A 19811-nucleotide genomic window follows, 5' to 3' on the forward strand; every position below is an offset into this window, starting at 1 on the left:
CCTTACTCTCCCCCTGTAGCTAGTGCCATAATAGACTCTTGTGATGCCTCATCTTTCCCTAAAATTCCGCCGACTTTTCCTTCATGAATAACAAGAACTCGATCACTCATCCCTAAAACTTCCGGAAGCTCAGATGATACCATAATAACGGCATCGCCTTGCTCTGTAAGCTTATTCATAATAGAGTAAATTTCTTTTTTCGCTCCAACATCGACACCTCTTGTTGGCTCATCTAAAATGAGTAATTGCGGATGAATGCCTAGCCATTTTGCGATTACAATCTTTTGCTGATTTCCACCAGAAAGAGATTTCACTGCCTGCTCTCCGCTAGATGCTTTCACATTAAGAAGCTTCATCATATCCTCTGTAAACTGTTGTTCTAGCTCATTGCTTAGAACACTTCCCTTTGAAAGATTTTCTAAATTCGGTAAAGCTAAATTTTCTCGAATTGAAAAATCTAACACTAATCCTTCAGACTTTCTATCTTCTGTAATGAAAGCAATTCTTTGTCTAATTGCATCTATTGGACTATCAATCTTTACTTCTTGTCCATTTATAAAAATTTGTCCAGAGTCTAAAGGTTCATAACCAAATATCGCTTTCATAATATCAGTGCGACCAGCCCCCATCAAACCAGCTACACCAAGGATTTCACCTTTCCTCACTTGAAACGAAATATTTTCAAATTTCCCTTTCTTCGTTCCATTACGCATTTCAAAAATGACATCACCAATTTGACTATTTCGCTCTGGGTAACGTTCACCAATGCTGCGCCCCACCATCATACTCACTACTTCATCAAATGATGTTTCTGGAATTAATCTCTTTCCCACGTATTCTCCATCACGCAAAATCGTAATAGCATCACATATTGAGAAAATCTCTTCCATACGATGCGAAATGTACACGAATGAAACACCTTTTTTACGTAACTTATTGATTACTGTAAAGAGCGTTTCGATTTCACGATCCGTCAGTGCCGCAGTAGGTTCATCCATAATAATAACGCTCGCGTTTGTCATTAATGCTTTCGCAATTTCGATAATTTGCTGTTGTCCAACCGATAATTCCTCTGCTAACATAGCGCCTCTTACATGCAGCCCTAGCTCTGCTAGTTGCTGCTGCGCAATCGCGTTCATTTGTCGAGTGCGTAAAATACCTGTTTTCCCATACATTAACTCTTTACCGAGAAACATATTTTCAGCTACTGTTAAATTCGGCAATATGTTTAGTTCTTGATGTATAAATGCGATGCCGTACTCTTCAGCTTCTTTCGCATTTTTAAAGGTGCGCTCTTGCCCATCAATCTTGATTGTCCCACCATCTTTTTTGTATACACCTGTTAAAATCTTCATGAGCGTTGATTTACCCGCTCCATTTTCCCCCATCAATGCATGGACTTCTCCTGTTTCAATCATAAACTGTGCATTCTTCAAAACAGGATTGCCATTGAACGCCTTTGAAATGTTTTTCATTTCAATATGCATTCCCATCACTTCCCTTTATTAAAAAATCACGCCTGCATGTAAAATTACATTTGCATAAGGCGTAGCCTCGCCTGTACGAATAATTGCCTTCGCTTTCTTTGTATGCTCTTTAAATTGTTCATGAGATACATACTCAAATGCTGGCTCTATTAATTTCTGTTCGATCTCTTTATTTACTTCCGCATTATTTATAATGACTTCTTCTGCTAACGTCACTTTTTCGATTGCCATATCATCAGCTACAACTTGTAACACCTCTAAAAAACTCGGTTTTCCAATCTCAACAGCTAAATCAATTCGTTTTACTCCGTCAGGAATTGGTAAACCGCAATCAGCAATTACAACCGTATCTGTATGCCCAAGTGAAGCAAGGACTGCCGCGATTTCACTGTTTAATACACCATGCTTTTTCATCCAACAATCACCTGCACTTCACGTACTCGATCTCTCGTTGGCATACCGCCCTGTGCCCCAAGTTTCGTTACAGAAAGACCACCGGCAATATTCGCGAAACGAATTGCTTTTTGAAGTGTCTCTCCTTCAGAAAGTGCAACTGCTAACGCACCATTAAATGTATCACCAGCTCCAGTTGTATCCACTACATCAACAGCAATGCTAGGAACATGTACAATCTCTGTTCCATTATGGAAACGAACACCGTTAGAACCTTCTGTCATCAATAATTTATTTGGATACTTCGCCAATAAATCTTCAATTGGTGATGTAAAATCATCTAATACGATGCGGCACTCATGTTCATTTGGCGTAATATAAGTTGCTTTTTCTAAAATTTCTTCTGATAAAACTTGTGCTGGCGCTGGATTCAACATAACAGGAATATTATGTTCCTCACAAATAGCCAATACATATTTTACTGTTTCAAGTGGAATTTCTAGTTGAAGAACAACCATATCCGCTTTTACAAGAAGGTCTTTGGAGCGATCTACAACTGACTTATTTACAAGAGCATTTGCCCCTTGTACGACAACAATACTGTTATCTTCTTCTGCTAAAACGATATGAGCAATTCCTGTCGTTCTATCTGTAACCGGTACCACATAATCGATAAAAATGCGTTCGTTCTCTAAATTTTTTCTAACTACTGTTCCATAATCATCATTTCCTACCACTCCAACCATTGCTACATTTGCTCCTAACCTAGCTGCAGCAACTGCTTGGTTTGCCCCTTTCCCTCCTGGGATTGTATGAAACGCTTCACCAATTACTGTTTCTCCTGCTTTCGGCCGTTTTTTTGAAACAGCCACTAAGTCCATTGAAATGCTTCCTACTACTGCAATATTTGGCATCTGTTTCATCTCCTTACTTCGTTGTATTTCGTTCTATAATTTCAATTGGCAAACGATAGTGTTTCTCTTCTAATGTATTTCCTTCCATTTGCTCTAACAACAACTCTGTTGCAATTTTCCCCATTTCATATATCGGTTGTGCAACTGTTGTAATAGATGGATACATCATTTCCGTTAAAGAAATGCCATCAAATCCGATAATTTGTAAATCATCTGGAATGGCAATCCCCTTTTGAAGTGCAGCCTTTACAATACCAATCGCAATTAAATCATTCCCAGCAACAATACCATCAATATGCGGGTATTCTTCTAATAATTCCATCGCTACACGCTCACTATTTGCTGGCTCAAACGTACTCTCCGCAATCATATACGAAAGATTATTTTGCGTAATAACGTCTACAAAACCTTCAAAACGTTCATTTGCAGTACTCACATCACGTGGTCCGCGAATATGTGCAATATGTTTACATCCTTTATCTAGTAACAACTTTGTCGCAGCCTGACTTCCTGCATAGTTATCTGCATATACAGTAGGAATACGCTCATTAAACATACGGTCAATCGCAACAACCGGAACAGATAAATTCATGTAATTAACACTATTTTGTGGATTCGTTGCTACAATAAATCCATCTACATTATTTTGTCTAAGCACATCAATGTATTGTTTCTCTTTTTCTAAACTTTCATCAGAGTTACAAAGAACAACTGTGTAACCTTGTTTATGTGCTACATCTTCTACGGCACGTGCAACTTCTGGAAAGAACGGATTCACGATATTCGGAACAACTAAGCCAATTAAACGAGACTTTTTATTATACAGTGAACGCGCTACTGTACTAGGCTTATAATCTAACATCTCTATTGCACGCTCTACCTTTTTTAATGTATCTTCATGAACATATCCATTTTTATTTAGAACTCTGGAAACGGTCGCAACAGATACTCCCGCTAATTTCGCAACGTCTTTAATCGTACTCATTCTCTTTTCTCCTCATTTCATGTAACCGTTTACAGAAAATAATATAACGTATTTCTAAAAATACGTCAATCATTTCTCACTAAAAAGCTTTTAAGGTTATACTCAAAAAAGCACCGCCATAAGGCGATGCTTCTTCATTACGAGTATGATACAGTTTTTTCTTTTTCTTCAACAGCAGGCTCTTCAGCATCTTTTTTACGATCTGATAGTTTAATTTTTTGTAAGAAAATCGTAAAGATGGCACCTACTACGATAAATACTAATCCTGTTAAGAATACAGTATGAAGCGAGTCTACTAAAGAGTTTTTCAAAATAGGTACAATGCTGTTAGCAAACGCTTCTGGCATTTGTTTTAATGCCTCTGGGCTAAATAGCATCGAATATAAACCTTGTGGATCTGTGTGAATCATATCTTTAAATTTCGTTACCATTTGTCCCGCTTCTTTCGGGAATGTATCTAATACAGGTACTAATTTATTTGTTAACGTTGTACCTGAAGTGTTATTCATAATTGATCCTAAAATTGTAATACCAAATGTTCCACCAATTTGACGGAAGAACTGACTTGATGACGTTACGACACCAAGGTCTTTTTTCGGGAAGCTTTCTTGTAACGCTAATGTTAATGTCGGCATTACAAGACCCATTCCTAAACCGATAACCATCATATAAGAAGTAGCTGTAAGCTTCGTTGTGTGCATATCCATCGTTGTTAATAACCAAAAACCACCGGCCATAATAAGCATACCTGCGATAATTTGTGGTTTTACACCAACTTTTAATACAAGTTGCCCACCGATAATACTCATTACAATCATTGTAATCATCATTGGAGTCATAATTGTTCCTGATTCAGCAGCACTTACTCCTACAATACCTTGCATGAAGAATGGTACGAACATAATCGCGCCGAACATTCCAATACTCATAAAGAATCCAATCGCATTCAGTATTGTAAATGTGCGATTTTTAAAGAAATGCATTGGTAAAATCGGCTCTTCAGCTTTCGTTTCAACAATAACAAAGCTAACGATACCAATTACAGCTAGTGCGAATAAACCGATAATTTGCCAAGAATCCCATGCATAATCTTTTCCGCCAAACGTTAGCGCAAGTAATAAACTTACAACACCTAGAATCATCGTAAAGATTCCAGCGATATCAATTTTAATTGGTCCTGTTTGTTTATGTGATTTTAATCCCATTGCAATAAAGATTGTTGCTAAAATACCAACCGGTAAGTTAATGTAGAATACCCATCTCCAGTTCACTGCATCTACAATCCAACCACCAACTTGCGGTCCAATTACAGAAGCAAGACCGTATAACGCACCAAAAATACCTTGCCATTTCGCACGTTCTTTTCCCGTGAACATATCTCCAATAATAATCATAGCCATTGGCATCATAATACCGCCACCAAGACCTTGAATACCACGGAAAATAATTAATTCTGTCATACCATTCGCCATACCACATAACGCCGAACCAATCATGAAAATAACTAGCCCTGTTATATATACGTTACGACGACCAAGTAAATCCGCTAATTTACCTGCAATTGGTACAACTGTCGTTGATGTTAACATATAAGCTGTCGTTAACCATGTCATTAAACTTAATCCGCCTAGGTCACCGACGATACGTGGCATTGCTGTACCAACAATTGTTCCATCTAATGCAGCAAATAGCATCGCGATTACTAAACCGATTAACAACAACTTTCTATTTTGATTTTCTTGTTGCTCCATGTAATCTCCTCAATTCCTCTTAGTTATTCTCTTTTTTCTCTTGTGTCCCGCAAATAATGGTTTCTAACTTCTCAAAGAGACGTAATAAATCTTCTCTTTCTTGCAACTCTAAATGTGAAAAGTATTTTGCAATATGCTCGTTGCGAGCTGTCATTGCCTCTTCTACTCTAGCTTTCCCCTTTTTCGTTAACTCGATGATGACAACACGACGGTCATCTTTGTCGTGATAGCGTTCTACAAGTTCTTGATCGATTAGACGATCAATCATCACTGTAATCGCGCTAGGCTTCACATACATCTTTTTTGCTAATGTTGTCGCTCTTGAAGCCCCATAATGATCTAAAATCTTTAAAATATAAAACTGCGGTGGTGTAAGTCCTGTTGCTTGCATTTGTTCTAATAACTCCGTCTGCATTTTCTTTCCAATCGAAAAGGCAAGAGCTTGAATTTTATCGATATGCGTCATATCATTTGGCATGTTATCCACCTCTTATTTAAACAATAAAATATTTAACTTATTTAAATATTAATCCCGCGAACAAAATCCGTCAATACTTTTATTCATAAAAACGTTTACATTTTTGTCACAAAGTTGTATAATTTTCGACGAAGTTAATATTGACAGTCACGGAGAAACGGAGTACACGGCTATGAATCATAAAAAAGGAAACTTTTTTATATTTCATGGCCTTTTTATATTCTCTGTCTTAAAACGCTTCGAATTAATTAGGGGAGGATTTTCATTTTATGTTTTTCACACAATTATTTAAACCTGCGCCCCACGCGGAACGCTTACCAGCTGATCGCGTTGATAGCGAATACCGTAAATTACGTTTACAAGTATTCTTAGGTATCTTCATCGGTTATGCAGGCTACTACTTTGTTCGAAAAAACTTTTCACTAGCAATGCCATACTTAATCGAGCAAGGCTTTAGTAAAGGGGAACTTGGGGTTATCCTTTCAGCAGTTTCTATTGCTTACGGATTAAGTAAATTTCTTATGGGTATCGTATCCGATCGTTGTAATCCTCGCTACTTTTTAGCAGCTGGGCTATTTTTATCAGGTATCATTAATATTATTTTCGGCTCATTTTCTTTCATTACAACGAGCATTATACTTATGTTTGTACTTCAGTTTTTAAATGGATGGGTACAAGGTATGGGATGGCCTCCTTGTGGTCGTACGATGGTGCACTGGTTCTCTATTAGCGAACGTGGTACAAAAATGTCTATTTGGAACGTCGCTCATAATGTTGGCGGAGCGCTTATGCCTTCCCTTGTAACATTAGGCTTATACTTCTTCGCAGATGACTGGAAAAGTATTTTTTACTTCCCAGGTATTCTTTCAATTTTAGTTGGTATTTATGTATTAATTACGATGAAAGATACACCTCAATCTTGTGGACTACCTTCTATTGAAGAACATACTGGGGAATATCCACCAGATGAAAAAGTAAAAGATCGCGAACGCGAACTTTCAGTAAAGGAAATTTTATTTAAATACGTATTAAACAATAAGTTTTTATGGTACATCGCTATTGCGAACGTTTTCGTATATTTCGTACGTTACGGCGTTGTAGACTGGGCTCCTACTTATTTAGTAGAAGAAAAAAGCTTTACTCATAGTAGCTCACGTACTGCTTACGCTCTATATGAATGGGCTGGTATTCCAGGTACACTTCTTTGCGGATGGATGAGTGATAAACTATTTAAAGGACGTCGTGCACCTGCTGGTATTCTATTTATGGTTGGTGTATTTATCGCAGTTCTTGTTTACTGGTTAAACCCTCCTGGTAATCCAATGGTTGATAGTATCGCACTTGTCGCAATTGGATTTTTAATTTACGGACCGGTTATGTTAATTGGTCTACACGCTCTAGATTTAGCACCAAAGAAAGCTGCTGGAACTGCAGCAGGCTTAACTGGATTCTTCGGTTACTTAGGCGGAGCAGCTTTCGCTAGTGCAGCTATGGGCTTTATCGTAGATGCATTCGGATGGGATGGCGGATTCATCTTATTACTTGCATCTTGCGTACTTGCAATGTTCTTCCTTGCTCTTACTTTAAATACAGGGTCAGTAAAATCAAAACAAGCTTAAATAATATATAACAAGCATAAAAATAGCTCTTAGCATTTACATACATGCTAAGAGCTATTTTTTATTTTCATTGCTGTTCCTACTAATGATAACAACCCATTCCTTCCCTACTATAAGATTAAAAGATTTGATGAAACACCTTTATTAAAACGGCTAACGTAACAGATGCAGCAAATCCCCCTAAACAAATAAGACTGACACCTTGGCTATATGACAAATTTTGAAATGATTTCATTACTTCCATCCTCCCTATCTCCCCTTTGATACTTTTATTTTACCAATGGGAAAAATTTCATAACATCGATTTCTCTAACAACTAACTTACAAATTTGTAAGTTAACATCTTTTCAACTTATATATCTAGTATTTCCACAAATAAGAGTCATTTATACATAAAAAAAGACCTCAGTTATACTAAGGTCTTCGTTACATTCTATTTCATTTTACAATCATCACTGGACATTTCACACGCTTTGCTATTTTATGACTTACACTTCCCAGCACCATTTCTTGCAGTGTATTGAGCCCTCTACTTCCAGCAATGACAAGATCTATATCTCCTGTATTCACATATTGAACAATTGTATCTCCAGGATCACCATGTAATATCGTAATTGTATAAGAAATGTTCTCTTTCTTTAATAAACCTTCAATCTCTTTTAATTTATCTTTTCGACTAGCTGATATTGTTTCTAAATCTGTTTGACCTTGTATAATATCTGATTTTGCCGTTCTATTATCTACTACGTACACAACTTCAACATTTGTTTCTTCGCTACATTTTGCAATATATGTTGCATGTTCCGCTGCTCGAAGTGCATGTTCAGAACCGTCACATGCTAATATAATTTGTTTGTACATATGCTGAATCCCCTTTTCGTTATCCTACTCGTATTATATAATAAAGCCCCCTAAAAAGGAGGCTTTTAACTAGCAATTCTTTTATTATAAGTAGCTAAATTTGCAACAAGTTTTGAGCTACGTTCATTTAATCCTGTTATACTTACTTTCACGCCACTTTGTTCATATTTCATAATAACTTTATCAATTGATGCCACTGCCGAATCATCCCATACGTGCGCATGAGTAAAGTTCATTTCGATTTCTTTTATATCTTCATCCAATGAAAAAGCATTTATAAAATCTGCTGTAGATGCAAAGAAGAGTTGACCGTGAATTTCGTATATTTTCTTATTTTCAATATATAAATGTTTCACGTGAATCTTTGCCATATTGAATGCAAATAAAACCGCACTAATTACTGTTCCGATAATTACACCTAATCCCAAATTATGAGTGATAAGAACGACCACGACTGTTACGATCATGACGAATGCGTTCCCTTTTGGCACTTTATGAATCGTTGCTACAGAGTTCCAATCAAACGTTCCGATTGAAACCATAATCATAACTGCAACTAAAGCTGCCATCGGAATATGAACGACATAATCTCCTAAAACGAATAGTAATACGATTAAAAATCCGCCCGCTACAAATGTTGATAGGCGACCTCGTCCACCTGATTTAATATTAATAACAGATTGACCGATCATTGCACAACCTGCCATTCCTCCGAAGAAACCAGCAACAATGTTTGCGATCCCTTGTCCACGTGCCTCTTTATGCTTATTACTTTCCGTATGCGTCATATCATCTAAAACTGAAGCTGTTAATAATGATTCTAGTAAACCGATAATTGCAAGCATAACTGCATAAGGTAAAATAATCCCTAATGTCTCAAGTGTAAAAGGCACGTCAGGAATACTAAAGAACGGTAATTCTTTCGGCAGGCTTCCCATATCTCCTACTGTTTTCAACTGTAATCCGCTCATAAGTGCAATACTCGTCACAATAATAATTGAAATAAGCGTAGAAGGTACAGCCGTTGTAATACGTGGAAATAAATATATAATTGCAAGTCCTAATACAACGAGTGCATACATTTGCCAAGTTGCATTTTTAAAATGTGGCAATTGCGCTGTAAAAACTAAAATTCCAAGTGAATTTAAAAAACCACTCATAACAGATTTCGGAACAAACTTCATAAATGAGCTCAGTTTGAACACGCCAAAAATAATCTGGACAATACCTGTTAATATTGTTGTAGCAAATAAATATTGCAAACCATGATCTTTAACAAGCGTTACCATTAATAATGCCATTGCACCTGTTGCAGCTGAAATCATTCCAGTTCTTCCGCCAACAAATGAAATGGTAACTGCAATACAAAAGGCTGCGTATAGTCCAACTGTCGGATCCACGCCTGCAATAACAGAGAAGGCTATCGCTTCAGGGATTAACGCTAAAGCAACGACAATTCCTGATAACACGTCCCCTTTCACATTAGAAAACCAGTCATTTTTTATCGTTTGAAACAAAATATCACTCCTCTACTCCTTTATAATTTGATTTTCTCCATAAGAAAATCTAGCCGACTGCACGAAAGCTATTATATAACGAGTAGAAGATTTTTTGCTATGTAAAAGTTTCCTAAAGAAAAAGACACTACCTTAGTAGCATCTTTTCTCATTTCATTAATGTCCACCGTGTCCTTGACCACTTTCCTGAACAATTTCTAACCTCTCATCTAGTATTCCTTGTGTTTCAAATGAAATATCACTCGTACTTCCTAATAAGAAACCGTGATTATATGGTCCAAGTGTTGGATCATCTTTAAACTTCGGCTGAATGCTTGCAAGGAAGTCATACACTGGTTGTGAAGCTTTACCTTCTTCTAATAATACAGCAGGTGCGTGTTTACCCATATGTGAAAAAGGTGCCCCAGCAACTGCTAAATCTGGTGTTTTACTTGAAACAAATGATAAACCGTGACCAGGTTTTGTGAATCCCCAGCCAAATTTTGTTTTTTCATCTTTAAACTTAGCGAACGCAATCGAGTTTTCTGTAGGGGTCTCTCCACTAATACGCGTTACTTTCCCGTATTTGCTTAGCTCTTTTTCTACTTCTTTTGAAACAATTTTTTCTGGCCCTAATACATATATATTTGCTTTATCTTTTCTCATTTTTAATGCCTCTATTGTCGCTTCTGGCACCTTATCTTTTTCTGTATATAAAAGCGGTTCTGGCATATGAGAAATCCAGTTTACAGCTGGTGTTGTATATAAACGTCCTTCTTCTTCAGACGAACCGATAATAACACTATTTGGGTAGCTTCCTGTTATATCGGCATACTCCTTATCAACATCCTTCGCAAATATAGCTGGATCTGTTTCTTTTATTTGTTTTACTTTATAACCTTTTAATTGCTCAAGCGCGCTAGTACCTACATCCCCCATCACCATAATTTGTGTTCCATCTTTCGTTCCGATTGGATTTAATCGTTTTATTTCTTTTAACGTCATTTCCGGTATCTTTTCTTTTTCTATAAATAAAATCGGCCCGTTATTCGGATGATGAATAAGGTCTGCACTCGCAATACCTAATTGCCACTCGCTTGCTGGTACTAAAATAACAGCACCTGGCTGGTTCTCCTTATGAGTTGCTGGCCATATCGTTTGTGAAGTTAATACTGCCATTTGCAAAGGGTCGTTTGTGTTTAATCTCGTTACATTTTTTAAACTTGTCGTTAATAAATCATTAGATGCACCTTGGTTCATTTCTTTTGGCGCCGTTACCTCCTGATTCATTTTCATTTCCTTTTGCTCTGTTTTCTTCTCTTTTGTAGATTCATGGTTTTTATGGTCTGTATTCGTTTGTCCGCATGCAGCAAGACCAACTGCTGTAATTATTGTTATCCCAAAAATTCGGGTCATTTTTTTCACTATACCGCCTCCGTATTAATCATTTTTGAGCCAATATGATTACCTAAAATGTAATTTCAACTCCACAATAACAAGCAATTCTGAAGAAATTATGCAGACACATCATAATCTGCACCATTTCTTCATGATTTTGCATTACACTTTAAGTAACGATTATAAATATGGAGGGCTCTCTATGATTGATATACTGCTCGTAGACGATGAACCGAGAATGCTTGAATTATTAACGCTTTATCTTACACCAATTGGATATAACTGCGTATGTGCGACTTCAGGAGAAGAAGCTATTTTACATATAGAAAATCGAAACTTTAAATTTGTTTTACTCGATATTATGATGCCAAAGATGGACGGATGGGAAACGTGCAAAAAAATCCGATCTTTTAGTAACATTCCTATTATTATGGTTACAGCTCGTGATCAAACAGTAGATGTCGTTCAAGGATTAAAAATTGGAGCCGATGATTACGTAACGAAACCTTTCCATGAAGAAGAACTTTTCGCAAGAATTGAAGCCGTTTTAAGACGTACAAATGAACATAAACAAATCCAATATCACGGTATTGTATGGGATGAAACAAAACACTTCGTTTCTGTCCATAATGAAGAACTCCTTCTCACACCAATTGAATTTTCTTTACTCGGATTATTTTTACGCCATGTAAACTACGTATTAAACCGTGATCAGCTCATCGAACGAATTTGGGGGTTAAACACAAATACAGAAGATCGCACAGTCGATTCACATATTCGTAATTTACGTGATAAATTGCGAAAAGCAAATTTCCCTATTGATCATCATTTAAAAACCGTGTATGGAGTAGGTTATCGATGGATTGATACTGAACAGTAAGGGGCAAAACGATGAAACGAATTTCAATTCAATTCGGATTTTATTTTTTAATTGTTACACTTTTAATTGAAAGTGTTCTCTTTATTTTGCTCTATTATAGTCTTGTAAACACTAGAGTAAATGAAGAGATGACAGCTTTATTAAAGCGAGGAAATAGTCATCGAGATGTACTTGAAAAATATTACGATGAGCAAACCATCTCTCACGTAGCATTAATGGAATCTGAAGCTGAAACAACTGTCGTTATTACAAATGCAAATAAAGAAATACTAGCTAAATCTAACGAAATAAACACGACTATAAACGATCATATTAGTAAAATGCAAACTCGAACAGACCATAATGGAGCGATTATAGAAAATCATTGGAAAACATCTAATTATATATGTACAGTTAGCCCCATTGTAGTAGATGGAAAACATGAAGGCTATGTGTACATGTTTCTTGGAACAGAATCAATTGAAAAGTTAGTTAATGGATTAACGAAACAATTCATTATTGCTGGTGCCATCACGTTTCTACTCACAGTCATCACAATTTTCCTATTATCTCGATTATTAACAAAACCATTGTTACACATGAAACATGCCACTGAAAAAATGAGTAAAGGTGATTTATCTGTTTCATTAACAACTACTCGAAATGATGAAATTGGTGAACTAGCATCATCTATTCAGACGCTCGCAAATGATCTACATTATATGAAAACAGAGCGAAGTGAATTTCTAGCAAGTGTCGCTCACGAATTACGAACACCGTTAACATACGTAAGAGGTTACGCTGACATTGCTTTAAAAGAAAGCACCCCTTCTGAACAACGTTTGCGATATTTATCAATTATAAAAGATGAGTCTGATTACATTACAAACTTAGTTCAAGATTTATTTTCACTTGCACAAATGGAACAACATAACTTTTCTATTCAAGTAAAGGAAGTGCATTTACACACCTTCCTTACGCGTATATGTGAAAAAGTAAACGCCATGTATAAAGAAAGGTACATTAAAGTTTTTTTCTCTTGTCCTCCTACACTGCTAGTAAACTTAGATGAACAACGATTCGAACAAGTTGTTGTGAATATTTTAAATAACGCTTATAGACATTCAAAAGAGCATTCTCATATAAACATTTCTGTTACAGAAGAACATAAACATATTTCCATTGCAATTGAAGATGAAGGCGAAGGTATTCCGCTTGAAGACCTCCCTCACATTTTCGAACGCTTTTATCGAGTTGATAAAGCAAGATCACGAGCTACAGGTGGAACTGGTTTAGGACTATCTATCGTGAAAGAAATTGTAGAACTACACGGCGGGACGATTACTGTCACGAGTGAAGTTGATCATGGATCTTGTTTTATCATTTCTTTATCCCGCATTAACGGGCAGTAAGACCCCTACATCAAAATTCAGCGGAAGCAAAGAAGTTAGGTGGGGGATCAACTGCCCGTAAAAGCCCGATTGGTTCAACTAATAATCAGTGGGAGATGAACAAAACCCCCACTGATTAAAGTTTCACTTTATCATTTTACTTTATAATATAAATTTACAAATTGCCCAAAACGTTTCGTATCCGTTAAAGTTAAATTAATTTCTGGATTCTTTTCTTTAAATAATGGGACACCTGAGCCTAATATATGCGGTGTAATCGTAACAATATATTCATCAATTAGATTATTTTTAAAGAATTCTCTCAGTAGCTCTCCTCCACCAACCATCCATATTTTAGACCCTTCTTGTGCTTTTAACCTTTTTGTAAACTCCACTACATCTTCATTTACAAATTCCACGTTTCCGTCTGAACCTTTTTCTGAACGAGAAAAAACATAACATGCTTTATCTAAGTACGGGAATGTTTCCGTATGCTCTACTACATAATCGTACGTTTTCTTTCCCATAATTATTGTATCAATCGTTTCGTACATTTCTGTATAACCATTATCTCCCTCTCCTTCCGTTTCCATTAACCACTCTAAATCATCATTTTCTTTCGCAATATATCCATCTAAACTCGCCGCTATAAATAAAACTATTTCACGTGACATATCTTTTCCTCCTTGTATCTCATCTTGATAACATATGATGTAAACAATATACTAACAATAAAACATGACAATTTATATCATGTTAAAAAGAAAAGGTGATACATTTGTCAAAAGCTAAACGCTTATTAGATATTCTTATATTTGCTTCTGCGAAAAAAACATTTACAGCTCAAGAAATAGCTGATGAATTTAATATTTCCGTTCGTACGGTTCATAGATACATTTTAGATTTAAGTGATATGGGGTTGCCCATTTACGCAGAACAAGGTCGTAACGGCGGCTATAAAGTATTAACAACTAGGGTCATTCCACCTATCTTATTTACGGAAGAAGAAGCAGTCTCTATCTTTTTTGCTTTTCAATCTTTAAGTTACTATCGCGACTTACCTTTTAACACAGAAATCAATTCCGTTACACATAAACTGTATAGCTCCCTACAACATGATGCGAAAGTGAAAGTTGATAAAATACGTTCTTATATCGCCTTTTGGAATCCGAAGAGAACAATTGAGACCCCACTTTTAAACGAAGTGTTAACAGCGGCTATTGAAAATAAAAATTTACACTTTCAATACGAATCTAAATCAGGGATAAAAACAAAACATGTTCATCCGATTGGTGTATATGCTCACGACGGGTTATGGTACTTACCGTCCTATGACTTCGGTAGAAAAAAAGTATTACTGTATCGCATCGATCGTATTCTTTCCATATTATCAACGGAAGAAAATGAGGATACATTCATGAATTTAGAAGAGTGGTTTGCCTCTAACTCTAACGTAGTACACATCCCTACTCAGTTACATGTTTTACTGACAACAGAAGGCGTACGCCAATGTAAAAGCGTCCCTTATCTTGAGGAATTCGTTATAATAAACGAGGATGGGACAGGATATATAAATTCAACAATTGATAAAGGAGAAATCAATTTTATTACCCCTTTATTTTATAGACTCGGAAAAGATGCAAAAGTTTTAGAACCGACAGAATTGATAGATGGTTTACGTATACGTGCGAAAGAAATTTTACATATGTATGAAGACGAAAAAAGCTGCTAGATGTAAGCAGCTTTTTAGTCTCTTTGTTACTATTGACGAATATCAATCCACCAACGATATTCCGCATTCATATTTTCAGTGCCACCATTCCCTCTGTAATGGAAAGCATCCAAAAAGATTGAATCTAGTTTATCCTCATCTACAAAATAACCTAAGTTAACCTTCACCGTTTGTCCTGGTGTGATACTGCCAATATTATAAAAGCTTTTCCCGTCTCCGTGAGGTTCCAAGTAATCAACTTCACCCGTCATAATACGCGTTGCGTCCATTCCCTCTTCTTTAGCGTAGTTCCATGCATTCCCTTCAAATTTAAGCTGTTTTATGGATGGATGCATATAGATTTCTTCTGTCGACTTTTTACCAATATTTTTCACTGTTGTTGTTAAATAGACAAATTTAACATTAACTAATTTCGAATCTACTAATGTATCAATTGAATCTTTACCATTCCCTAATTTATATTCATCTCGTCTGTACGATAGTAATTTTCCCATCTGATCTAAAGCCTTATTCTTGCTTAATATCTCTAGGCCAAGTTCATTAAAATTCTCTTGTTTAAAATCTTTAATTGAATCAAAGACTTCAACTTTTTCTATCACATATTCAATTTGGCTGTTATCCATAGATATCGTTACTGGAACCTTTTGTCCTATATGAAATAGTCGTTTACTATCTTTTTTCAATGGAATCACCTTATTTTCTTTCGGTTCAGCTGCTTTGGTAAAGCGATTTTCATCATAATCTGCTATATATGATGCCTTTTCTTTTGACGTAGGCTCAAGTGAAATACTCCCTAACACATCTATCATTTGTTCTTCGTTTACATCGGATCCAATATAACTTTCTAACATAATCCCTTCTTTCTCAAAAAAGAGAAAGACCTTTCTGTCAAACATTACGTTGTTGTTTCCAGTTTCTTTATGGACAATTACTGCTTTCCTGCCATTTATCTCTTTTTCTTCATAACTTTTTGAATATAAAGTTTGAAAATCCGCATTTTCTCCCACTCTCGAAAGAACAAATGAAAACCCGCCCATTGCGTCGTTATCTTTAAATGAATATTTCATAGCACTATCATCGATTGCTTCCATATTTTCTGGCAATTTACCTATTTTCAGCTTATACCACTTATCACTCTTTTTTGAGTCCTTATTTTTTACCGACACATTTACTTCGTAATTTTGTTTCTGAACAATCATATTATAGACTTTCACTGCACCAAAAACAGTTGTTGGCATACCAATTAATAAACAGGCAGCAGCGATTAACATACGATGTCTTTTACGCTTTTTCTGTGGTCGCTCGCCTCTCAGCTTCATTTCTTCCATAAACAATTTCTTTTTGCGCGTATATGTATGTGAAAATTCATGTTGTTCTTCGAGTTTATCAAAATCATCTAAAGCAATTTTTTCAGCAAGTTCATATATTTCTTTGGAGTTCTTTGAATTCGTCATGTTGTATACCTCCTATCATATTTTGGACTCGTTTTCGAGCACGCTCAAACTGCTTGCGGACATTGGCCTCCGTTATCCCCATGACACTTGAAATTTCTTGATACGTTAAGTTATAGAAGACTTTATACTTAAACACCTGTCTATTAGACTCATTTAACTCTTTTAACAATGCATCAATTTGAAACTCGGACATTACACGTTTTTCCCACTTTTCAATATTTTCATCTACTGTTTCTGTTGATTCTCTTTCATATTCTTCTAAAAATGTTTCATGTCGTCTATTTTTCCGATAGCTATCAATCGCCTTGTTTTTCGCAACCCTCAAAATGTAGCGTTTAAGCTCTTCAATACTCAAGCTATGGAGCTTTTCCAAGTTCTTATAAAGAGTAATAAACGTCTCTTGAACCGAATCTTCGGCCTGCTGAATATTATTTAAAATAGAATACGCTACATAATAAATCTTTTGTTCATACAACTCATATAGCTCTTCCATCTTTTCATAATCGTTGTTTGTAACTTTCATATAATTCCTCCTCTCACTCTATATAACGAATGAGCGCTATACTTTGTGACACTACAAAATCTTTTTATAGATAAAATTTAATAATAGAATAAGCAAAAGCCCAATTTCTCTATTGTAACTGAGAAATTGGGCTTTTTAATATTAGAATTTTCCTGACTGTATCTCTAAGAAAAATTCTTTTACACCTTTTCAATATGCAGTATTTGCTCTATCGCTTCTTTTAACAAATTCTTTGTCTCTTCAAAGTTATGATTCTTCTTTTCCTCCGGTTGCACCGTATAAAACTCAGCAAACGAACGCTCTTTATATCTTGGTACGACATGCATATGGTAATGTGTTAACTCGTTAAATACTCTACCATTTTGACAAACTGTAATTCCATCTGGTTTATATAATGCCTTAATCGCTTTTGCAATCAGCTTAGAAGCATCCATAATTGAGCAACATCATCTAATTCGTCTACTTCTACAACATGCTGCTTTGGCACAATTAAAGTATGTCCTGGGTAGAAAGGCGCATGATCTAAAAAGCAAGTTACATAATCATCTTCATATACTTTATATATTTTTTTCTCTTCGTTTGCTAATTTACAACCTAAACAGCCCACTACACTTTCCCCTCTTTCTAAAAACATAAAAACGTGAGAATACGGCTCTCACGTTTTTATGTTTCATTTTATTAGTTCAATTGTTTCCGTAACCTTTATACTATCTTTTACAGATTGAACAATCGTACAATTTTTCACTGCAAGTTGCAGCGCCTTGTCCAGCTGCTCTTCTGTAATGTTTTCTGCTTTAATTTTATAGTGCAAATGAACACTTTCAACTGGCTTCGATAAAGCTTCACTTCTACCAATTTCAGTTTCGATTGTAAACGTATCATATGTAATACGTTTCTTTTCTAAAATTGTTCGAAAGACAATTGCACTACATCCTGCGATAGAAGAAATGAGTAATTGTAACGGTGAATACCCGTTTTCTTTTCCAATCGCTAATTGACCATACGATAAATCTGCTTCTATATCATCGTGTTTGATTGTTAGTTTCATTTGTTTTTTCCATCTCCACTTTCATCGGTTTCTGCCGTTTCTTACTAATATAATAATATATATAGCAGAAAATGATAAATGGAATACCACAGTATAACGCCATTCTTTGTTCAGGAATAAACGCTAAACTAATAACAACAATGCTATTTGTAATTAAGGCTAAAATCGGGACAATTGGGTATAGTGGTGTTCTATACTTTAAGTCCTCTAACTTTCCTCCACCTTTTATATACTGACTTCTAAAGCGAAGTTGCGATAGAGCAATAATGATCCAACTTGAAACAGCCGATAAACCAGCTATCGATAATAAATACATGTATACTGTATCTTCTGCAAGGAAACTTGTGAATAGAGATAATCCAGCTACCGCAATCGTTACGACTAGCGCTGTAATTGGAATACCACGCTTATTTACTTTCTGGAAGGAAGTTGGTGCCATTCCCTCATTTGCAAGTGACCATAGTATACGCGTCGCTGCATATAATCCAGAGTTCGCTACAGATAATAACGCAGTAATAATAACGAAGTTCATAATATCAGCTGCGTATGGAATACCAATTTTATCAAATACGACTACGAATGGACTTTCAATTACGCCTGCTTCTTTCCAAGAAATTAATCCTACTAAAATCGTCATTGTTAAAATGAAGAATAACATAATGCGCCATACTGTATTACGGATTGCACGTGGAATTGTTTTTTCTGGATTTTCACTTTCTCCCGCTGCAATTCCGATTAACTCTGTTCCTTGGAACGAGAAGTTAACTGTAATCATTGTAAGTAATACGGCAGCTAGTCCATTCGGGAAAAGTCCACCATCGCTTACAAAGTTAGAGAAAAGAGGTGCTGCTTCTTTTCCGTCATATGATATAAATCCTAATAATGCACTACCACCAAGCACAACAAATGCAAGAATTGTAATTACTTTAATACTAGAGAACCAAAATTCTAATTCGGCATAACTTTTCGCCGAAATTGCGTTTGAAGCATATAAAATAACACCGAATACAAGGCACCATACCCAAACCTCAACATTTGGAAACCATCTTTTCATCATTAAACCGATTGACGTTAATTCTAGACCCACTGTTACTGCCCAGCCGAGCCAGTATAACCAGCCAATCATAAAGCCCGTTCCTGGTCCAATAAACTTCGTCGCATACTTTTGGAAAGATCCTGAAACCGGCATCGCTACCGTTAACTCTCCAAGACAAAGCATTGTTAAATACATAATAAATCCGCCTACTAAATATGAAAGGATGGCTCCCCCTGGTCCAGCCTGATTAATGGTGTAACCTGAACCTAAGAAGAAACCAGTTCCGATTACACCACCAAGTGCGATCATAAATAAATGTCTACTCTTCATCGTACGATGTAATTTCTCATTCGTTGGTTGCTGCATCTAAATCCTCCCCCTACCAT

Annotated in this window: 19 protein-coding genes and 1 pseudogene; 4 read left to right on the forward strand and 16 right to left on the reverse strand. The window is 36.0% G+C overall.

Annotation, left to right across the window (positions count from 1 at the left end; translation table 11 throughout):
* Window positions 1-2: 2 nt before the first annotated feature.
* From rbsA to ACUN13_RS23110, 6 genes are all read right to left on the reverse strand, one after another.
* Complete coding sequence (rbsA, locus tag ACUN13_RS23085) at window positions 3-1487, reverse strand: ribose ABC transporter ATP-binding protein RbsA (protein ID WP_000546779.1); 1485 nt, start codon at window positions 1485-1487, stop codon at window positions 3-5.
* A gap of 18 nt (window positions 1488-1505) precedes the next feature.
* On the reverse strand, window positions 1506-1901 hold the full coding sequence (gene rbsD / locus ACUN13_RS23090) for a D-ribose pyranase (RefSeq protein WP_000716151.1): 396 nt from the start codon (window positions 1899-1901) through the stop codon (window positions 1506-1508).
* On the reverse strand, window positions 1898-2794 hold the full coding sequence (rbsK, locus tag ACUN13_RS23095) for a ribokinase (protein ID WP_088345279.1): 897 nt from the start codon (window positions 2792-2794) through the stop codon (window positions 1898-1900). The genes rbsD and rbsK overlap by 4 nt, the downstream gene beginning before the upstream one ends.
* A 13-nt stretch (window positions 2795-2807) precedes the next feature.
* Complete coding sequence (gene rbsR / locus ACUN13_RS23100) at window positions 2808-3779, reverse strand: ribose operon transcriptional repressor RbsR (protein WP_000104051.1); 972 nt, start codon at window positions 3777-3779, stop codon at window positions 2808-2810.
* A 137-nt stretch (window positions 3780-3916) separates the two neighbouring features.
* A complete protein-coding gene (locus ACUN13_RS23105; protein ID WP_000437647.1) occupies window positions 3917-5530 on the reverse strand; it encodes an MDR family MFS transporter in 1614 nt (537 codons plus the stop codon).
* Window positions 5531-5549: 19 nt separating this feature from the next.
* Complete coding sequence (locus ACUN13_RS23110; RefSeq protein WP_001132365.1) at window positions 5550-6008, reverse strand: MarR family winged helix-turn-helix transcriptional regulator; 459 nt, start codon at window positions 6006-6008, stop codon at window positions 5550-5552.
* A 269-nt stretch (window positions 6009-6277) separates the two neighbouring features.
* Here ACUN13_RS23110 and glpT point away from each other — a divergent pair, with 269 nt between their 5' ends.
* Window positions 6278-7627, forward strand: a complete 1350-nt coding sequence (glpT, locus tag ACUN13_RS23115; protein ID WP_000466385.1) for a glycerol-3-phosphate transporter — start codon at window positions 6278-6280, stop codon at window positions 7625-7627.
* A gap of 118 nt (window positions 7628-7745) precedes the next feature.
* On the opposite strand, the gene ACUN13_RS23120 is transcribed toward glpT, so the two are convergent.
* The 4 genes from ACUN13_RS23120 to ACUN13_RS23135 all read right to left on the reverse strand — a co-directional run bounded on the left by ACUN13_RS23120 (window position 7746) and on the right by ACUN13_RS23135 (window position 11409).
* Window positions 7746-7862 carry a DUF4027 family protein gene (locus tag ACUN13_RS23120; RefSeq protein ID WP_000834733.1) on the reverse strand — a complete coding sequence of 39 codons (117 nt, stop codon included), beginning with the start codon at window positions 7860-7862 and terminating at the stop codon, window positions 7746-7748.
* A gap of 203 nt (window positions 7863-8065) precedes the next feature.
* Window positions 8066-8488 (reverse strand): universal stress protein, encoded by a 423-nt coding sequence (locus tag ACUN13_RS23125; protein WP_000277999.1) that lies wholly within the window; start codon window positions 8486-8488, stop codon window positions 8066-8068.
* Window positions 8489-8553: 65 nt separating this feature from the next.
* Window positions 8554-10005 (reverse strand): SulP family inorganic anion transporter, encoded by a 1452-nt coding sequence (locus ACUN13_RS23130; protein WP_000487893.1) that lies wholly within the window; start codon window positions 10003-10005, stop codon window positions 8554-8556.
* Between the two features lie 156 nt (window positions 10006-10161).
* On the reverse strand, window positions 10162-11409 hold the full coding sequence (locus ACUN13_RS23135; RefSeq protein WP_047792199.1) for a cell wall-binding repeat-containing protein: 1248 nt from the start codon (window positions 11407-11409) through the stop codon (window positions 10162-10164).
* Window positions 11410-11584: 175 nt separating this feature from the next.
* On the opposite strand from ACUN13_RS23135, the gene ACUN13_RS23140 reads away from it, so the two are divergent.
* Window positions 11585-12262, forward strand: coding sequence for a response regulator transcription factor (locus tag ACUN13_RS23140; protein ID WP_000565475.1), 678 nt, complete (start codon window positions 11585-11587; stop codon window positions 12260-12262).
* A gap of 11 nt (window positions 12263-12273) precedes the next feature.
* A complete protein-coding gene (locus ACUN13_RS23145) occupies window positions 12274-13653 on the forward strand; it encodes an ATP-binding protein (protein ID WP_088345275.1) in 1380 nt (459 codons plus the stop codon).
* Between the two features lie 131 nt (window positions 13654-13784).
* Here ACUN13_RS23145 and ACUN13_RS23150 read toward each other — a convergent pair whose 3' ends face one another.
* Window positions 13785-14306, reverse strand: coding sequence for a dihydrofolate reductase family protein (locus ACUN13_RS23150; RefSeq protein ID WP_000085779.1), 522 nt, complete (start codon window positions 14304-14306; stop codon window positions 13785-13787).
* Window positions 14307-14401: 95 nt separating this feature from the next.
* On the opposite strand from ACUN13_RS23150, the gene ACUN13_RS23155 reads away from it, so the two are divergent.
* Entirely contained in the window at window positions 14402-15364 is a 963-nt protein-coding gene (locus ACUN13_RS23155) for an HTH domain-containing protein (protein WP_157797727.1), read from the forward strand.
* Between the two features lie 29 nt (window positions 15365-15393).
* Here ACUN13_RS23155 and ACUN13_RS23160 read toward each other — a convergent pair whose 3' ends face one another.
* From ACUN13_RS23160 to ACUN13_RS23180, 5 genes and pseudogenes are all read right to left on the reverse strand, one after another.
* Entirely contained in the window at window positions 15394-16818 is a 1425-nt protein-coding gene (locus ACUN13_RS23160; protein ID WP_025687261.1) for a DUF4367 domain-containing protein, read from the reverse strand.
* Window positions 16784-17341 (reverse strand): RNA polymerase sigma factor, encoded by a 558-nt coding sequence (locus tag ACUN13_RS23165; protein WP_025687262.1) that lies wholly within the window; start codon window positions 17339-17341, stop codon window positions 16784-16786. Before ACUN13_RS23165 ends, ACUN13_RS23160 begins: the two co-directional genes overlap by 35 nt.
* A gap of 179 nt (window positions 17342-17520) precedes the next feature.
* Window positions 17521-17948, reverse strand: a pseudogene (locus ACUN13_RS23170) (HIT family protein).
* A 63-nt stretch (window positions 17949-18011) separates the two neighbouring features.
* Complete coding sequence (locus ACUN13_RS23175; protein ID WP_000778831.1) at window positions 18012-18389, reverse strand: OsmC family protein; 378 nt, start codon at window positions 18387-18389, stop codon at window positions 18012-18014.
* Entirely contained in the window at window positions 18364-19791 is a 1428-nt protein-coding gene (locus ACUN13_RS23180; protein WP_445423984.1) for an amino acid permease, read from the reverse strand. The genes ACUN13_RS23175 and ACUN13_RS23180 overlap by 26 nt, the downstream gene beginning before the upstream one ends.
* Window positions 19792-19811: the final 20 nt, after the last annotated feature.

The organism is Bacillus cereus group sp. Bce041 (genome assembly GCF_052646455.1).